The sequence below is a fragment of the Lactobacillus acetotolerans DSM 20749 = JCM 3825 genome, from assembly GCF_001436775.1.
GTDB lineage: Bacteria > Bacillota > Bacilli > Lactobacillales > Lactobacillaceae > Lactobacillus > Lactobacillus acetotolerans.
Map to the genome: position 1 here is coordinate 1 of NZ_AYZC01000062.1, position 6163 is coordinate 6163.

3 protein-coding genes and 1 pseudogene are annotated in these 6163 nt (G+C 36.1%); 2 read left to right on the top strand and 2 right to left on the bottom strand.

All coding sequences use genetic code 11. The annotated features are described in order from the left end of the window. Positions 1–105 precede the first annotated feature (105 nt). Positions 106–2946: a DEAD/DEAH box helicase gene (locus FC77_RS07265; protein ID WP_056970979.1), complete on the top strand. Its 2841-nt coding sequence runs from the start codon at positions 106–108 to the stop codon at positions 2944–2946. Between the two features lie 66 nt (positions 2947–3012). Here FC77_RS07265 and FC77_RS07270 read toward each other — a convergent pair whose 3' ends face one another. Continuing rightward, the gene (locus FC77_RS07270; RefSeq protein ID WP_054682266.1) at positions 3013–4026 is read right to left on the bottom strand and encodes a serine hydrolase domain-containing protein; all 1014 of its coding nucleotides are present in this window, start codon (positions 4024–4026) and stop codon (positions 3013–3015) included. A 249-nt stretch (positions 4027–4275) separates the two neighbouring features. After that, complete coding sequence (locus FC77_RS07275; RefSeq protein WP_056970980.1) at positions 4276–5505, bottom strand: DUF2075 domain-containing protein; 1230 nt, start codon at positions 5503–5505, stop codon at positions 4276–4278. Positions 5506–5605: 100 nt separating this feature from the next. On the opposite strand from FC77_RS07275, the pseudogene FC77_RS07280 reads away from it, so the two are divergent. Further along, positions 5606–6007: pseudogene (locus FC77_RS07280) on the top strand (peptide deformylase). Positions 6008–6163: the final 156 nt, after the last annotated feature.

The window sequence follows — 6163 nt, forward strand, 5'->3', positions numbered from 1 at the left end:
AATCAAGCCCTAGTCAGCTAAAACAAATGTTTGTCCAATTTCTTGGGCTCACTACATGTTGGGTTTCTTTTTTTATTTCTGTAAAATAGTTGTGAGGCGATATGAATGGGGAGACCACTGCAAGATGCAATTCTTAACGGTTTATATGATCAAAGTTATCCTGGGCATGAGTTACTGGGTCCAAAACTTTTAAAAAATAATAAAAATGATAAAATTTGGCTTACTTTACGGCAAGAACTCTTAACATGTAAAAGTTTTACTTGGGCCGTAGCTTTTGTCACCCAGGACATGTTAGTGCCGTTTAAAGTAGTGATGGCTGATTTAGCTAATAAAAATGTTTCTGGGACTTTAATTACTGGGGACTACCTTGGCTTTAACGATCCAAAAGTTTTTCATGAGTTAAAAAAGATTCCAAATTTGACAGTTAAAATAGCGCAAGATAATGGCTTTCATGCTAAGGGTTATCTGTTTAAACATGCGGGCTATGACACGATTGTAATTGGTAGTGCGAATTTTACACGTGCAGCCTTACTTAGCAATTATGAATGGTCGCTGAAGGTTAGTTCAAAAGAAAATGCTGCATTGACTGAGCAAATTGGCAAACAGCTGTCTGACTTGGAACACAATAGTATTAGATTAACCGATGCCTGGCTGCGTGACTATGAGAGCAATTGGGTAAGGCCAGTTCAAAATAAAGTTGTTAAAAAGAATATTTCCCAGGAAATCATTCCCAATCAAATGCAGAAGGCAGCTTTAAAAGAATTAAATGCTTTAGTAGCTGCGGGTCAAAAACGTGGGCTAGTTGTTTCAGCTACAGGAACAGGTAAAACATATTTGGGTGCTTTCGCCGTTAAGGATTTTAAGCCGAAGAAGTTTTTGTATGTTGTTCACCGTGAACAGATTGCCAAGAAATCATTGGAAAGTTTTTACAAAGTCATTGGTGGTAGCCGGACCAATTATGGATTATTAACTGGTCATAACCATGACTTTAACCATAAATATTTATTTGCAACTGTTCAGACAATCAGTCAGCCGGATATGTTAGCAACACTGAGTAAAGATGAATTTGACTATATTTTGATTGATGAGGCTCATAGAGCTGCAGCTCCAAGTTATCAAAGGATATTGAATTATTTTAAGCCTAAATTCTGGTTAGGAATGACGGCTACCCCTGAACGGATGGACGATCAAGATGTTTATAAGATATTTGATTATAATTTAGCCTATGAAATCCGTTTGCGAGACGCATTAGAAGATAAAATGCTAGCCCCATTTCATTATGTCGGGGTCCAGGACTATGAAACAAATGGTCAAAGCATCGATGAAACAACCAATTTACGCTACTTAGTTTCTGATGAACGGGTTAACTATGTATTAAAAGAACTTGATTATTATGGTTATTGTGGCGAAAAGCCGCGTGGCTTAGTTTTTTGCAGTCGGCAAGAAGAGGCCCATGAATTAGCCCAGGCTTTTACGAATAGAAATCATCCTGCCATAGCTCTGACTAATAAAGATAATGAAAAGAAAAGATCTGAAGTAGTAAAGCAGCTTGAACAAGGGAAAATTGAATATATTGTTACAGTTGACCTATTTAACGAAGGCGTTGATATTCCATCGTTGAACCAAATTGTGATGCTGCGTAATACTCAATCTAGTATCGTCTTTATCCAGCAATTGGGTCGTGGACTACGTAAGTACCCGGGAAAAGATTATGTTACTGTAATTGATTTTATTGGTAATTATAAGAATAATTATTTAATCCCGATAGCATTAAACCAAGATACAAGCCGAGACCAAGATAAAGCGCGTAAAGAAAGTACCTTACCAAGTTTTATTGGTGTGTCGACGATTAACTTTAGTAAAATTGCTTCAGAAAAGATCCTGGCCTCACTTGATCAAGTTAAGTTAGATGGGTTAAGGCAATTACGAAAGTCCTACCAGGATTTAAAAGAAAAAATTGGCCGCCCACCGTTGTTATTTGACTTCTATCATTATGGTTCCACGTCTCCTGAGGTATTTGCCAATAACCATAGTTTGGCGCATTACGGTAAATTCTTAATCAAAATGGGAGAGCCGCTTCATTTGTCTAAATATGAAGATGGTGTCCTTTCTTTTGTGACTAAAGAATTATTAAATGGCAAGAGGCCACATGAATTAATTTTATTAAAACTTTTATTGAAGAATAAACATGTAAGTGAAACGGAGTTTGAAAAAGCACTCAAAAATTATGGCGCATATGTTAACGGTGCGGTTCTGAACTCTGTTGAAGATATTTTGTCGTTAAATTTCTTTGATATTAAGCAGGGTAAAACCACTAAAAAAGCCCAGTATGGTGGTCAACCGCTAATTGAACCGATTAATTTATTGGATTATCAGCTTAACCCTGAATTAAGCAAAGCACTTGAAACAAATGCAGATTTTAAGAAATTATTTATTGATGTAATTAATACTGGTCTTGCTTTAAATAAAAAATATAATAACCAAAAGCAATTTACACTTTATCAACAGTACGATCGAAAAGATGTTTGTCGTTTGCTTAACTGGCCTAAGGATGTTTCTGCACCAATGTATGGTTATCGGGTTGACGAAGATGAAACTCCGATTTTTATTACTTATAAAAAAGATTCAGATAAAAAAAGAAGCGCGCTTTACCACAACACCCTGGAAAATGGCCGGAGCTTGCGCTGGTATACCCGTACACCGCGGCATTTATCTTCTAATGAGGTTCAGCGCTTACTTACTACACCAAATATGAAAATCCTCTTATTTGTTAAAAAGAGCGACGCGATTGGCAAGCAATTTTTCTATTTGGGCCAAGCCGTAATACAAAAAGATACAGTAAAGGAAGAATTGTTGGGGCCAAAGAAAAAAGCAGCAGTTGGCATGAACTTGCTACTTAAACATCCGCTTGATATGCAGATGTATGAATTATTGTTTGATGAATAAATAAAACCACCTGTTCAGTGTTGTCCTTGAACAGGTGGCTTTTTATTGGGAAAGTTTAATTAATTTCTACTTTCTGGTAAATGTGTTTTTCTTGATGTGTTGTAAGATATCGTAACCAGCGGCTTTTTCATCATTTTCATTATCGTTGGTTTGGTTTAAGAACATGACGATACCGTTTTGATTGTCGGTTGTTAATTGGAACCACATGCCGAAGTGGGTACCGTGTAAGTTGCCGTATGCTGCTTTAAGTGTACCGTTTTTCTTTATGTAGACACCGCCAGAATAATCGGTAACTCTGCTCTTTAAATGAGTTAAGTAGTTGAAATCATCTTTGTTTAAAATTTGGCCATTACTTAATCCAACCTGGATCTTGTAATATTCGATTGGGGTAGTAAACATATTACCGGCACCCGGTAATTGGGAAGCAAGTGTTCTTCTTACGTAGTTTGGATTTTGATAATTTCTACCACCATTACAATAGTAGGAGATTGGATCAGTTTTTGTGCTAGGGATGTCTTGGTAAAGATACGTGTTCTTCAAACCTAACTTTTTAACAACTCTACTATTAAAATTAGACTCATATGATTTACCGGTCAATTGCCGAATGATGCCAGACAGTAAAATATAGTTGGTATTGTTATAGAAGTAAGACCCAACTTTTCCTGCGGTATGGGCGTTAACATTATTAACGACCCAATTAATGGCATTTGCTTCGGAGTAGTTATAGCCACGGTCAATCTCGGTATCACTAGCTGTAATACCTGAGGTGTGGGTTAATAGGTTTCCAACAGAAATATTTTTAGCATTTCTTAGGTAAGGGTACCAACGAGAAATTTTAGTATTTTGTGAAAAACTTTGTTTTGTGTTTTTCTTTTCATTCATTAATTGCACAATCATAGCACCAGTAATTACCTTTTGGGTAGAACCAGTTGGATAAACGACCTTTGAACTGCCGTTTCCTATTCGTTTGCCGTACCAGGCATAACCATAACTGCTTTGTTGTGGCTTTCCATCCTTAACGGCTACCACACTGCCACGAACATGGTGCTTAGCTAACGTACTTCTAATGAATGTATACATATCATTTTTACTTGATGTACTAGAAGTGGTTGCCGCTTGTGTGGTTTGTGATGACATATTAATAGTAGCAACTGGCACGGTTAGGCCTAACATAAGGGCTGCTGTTAATGTAAAAAGTTTATTTTTCAAAATATAGATTGCTCCCCCTCGCATTGAATACGGTTGTATTGTAAAACACCAATGTTAATAAAAATATGCAAAACTATTAAAATTGTTTGACAAAACATGCTTTTATTGACTTTGAAGAATTTATGATAATTTAATTTTGGAATATAACTTTTCTAGTGTTGCCCGTAATAATGGATCGTGAGCATAAATATAGGTTCCATAAATTCCCCGTTTAAATAAAATATTAAGCGCATTCATGACCATTTTCCTTTCGAGGGTTTTTATTTCTGTTGGGTCGGTTAAATCTGATCGTTTCTTGAACATTTCAATGTCAGTGATTTTATTCAGGTTAACCTGGATTTTCATTGTGCCGGGGACCTGGCTGATTGGTGGGCCAATAATAATCCCGGCATAATTTAAATCAAATCCCTGGCAGGTATAAATAGACCCAACTTCATTGACAGTTGTTGGAATTTCTGCCCATGGGGTGGCAGTGTAATTATATTGGTCCCACGGCATTTTAAATTTCCCCTCTTTAATGTAATGTTTGCCACCATCTAAGGTAGAAGGGTAACCGGAAGTGGCTAAAATCCTGGCAAGACCGTGCTTTTTATCTTGTTTAACAATTTCTTGGCGCATTTCTTCTGCGTCGTTAAAAATCCGAAAATCATAGTTTTTCCGTGCATCTTGCGGTATTTTAGTAATTTTTCCATGGGTAAAATCATCGAACCACTTAACTAGGTCGTCAGGAGCGGTCATTCGGAACTGGTGCTGCAAATAATACTCCTCGTGTGGATATTTATGGGTGATCTTTTCTAAGCGTGCAGGCGTCCATAGGCTTTTCATTCGTAATACTTGGTATTCATCAAAAACTAGGATGACGACTTTTGCCCGGTTAATAATCTCCTGAAGCTGGTTATTATAGTAAAAATTATTGTAATGATCCGGTTTAGACAATAATAGGTGTGCCTCATCAATCACGACAACGTCAGCTGTTTTGTGCTTTTTATCCATTTGATTAATAAACGAGGTGGGACGCATGTAATCTTTTTTGTATAAAGTTTTGACAGAGCCAGCAATTTGCTTATAAACTTTTAGAATTTCGGGATGATTAACTAAAAAGTAGTTATTGCTATTGGACAAGACACCTTTATGGCAACGATTAGCCTCCTGAATCTTATTAAAAAGAGCTGATAAAACCACACTTTTACCCGTTCCGGCGTCACCATAAATAGTAAAAATTGCGGGATAGTCTTTATTAATGTGCTTCTTAATGAAAGAAAGAATTTTATTTAATAATTTTTTCTGCTCGCCTGTTAATGACTTAAAGGGTGATAATTTTTGAGTTGCTTGATTATTTGTATCATTCATTTTGTGTTGCCTCACTTTTCTTAGGTAGAGTTTAATATAAATTATAATAGTATAAATAATTTTTCTTAAATTTAGCAAATAGGATATAGGAGGGAAATAGATGACAGCTTGTAAGATTATCCGTGACTCAATGTTTTTAAGACAGAAATCAACGTTAGCTACAAAAGAAGATATTGGAATAGCAGAGGATTTAAAGGACACATTAGTAGCTAATCAAAAAACTGCGGCTGGCCTTGCAGCGAATATGATTGGTAAAAGTAAAAGAATTATCGCTTAGTTGCCAATGGTAATGTTAAATCCGCATATAATAGAAGAATCAGGAAGTTATAGAACTAAGGAGGGATGCCTGTCTCTTTCCGGTACCAGGGCAACTAAGCGATATAAAACAATTGTGATTGAATATCAAAACATGAATATGGAAAAGCAAAGACAACAATTTACAAATTTTATTGCGGAGACTATTCAACACGAGATAGATCATTGCAATGGAATTTTGATCTAAAAAATATAAAATCGTTCGTATTGCTGGTGTGTCAAGGATAATTAAGCTTATAATTATCCTTTTTTTACAAAAGTGAGTAAAAAGTACTTGCAAAAGGGAGGTAAAGTTGGTAATATAATTAACTGTCGCCGGTGAGGCTAAGGAGTTAACCAAGCA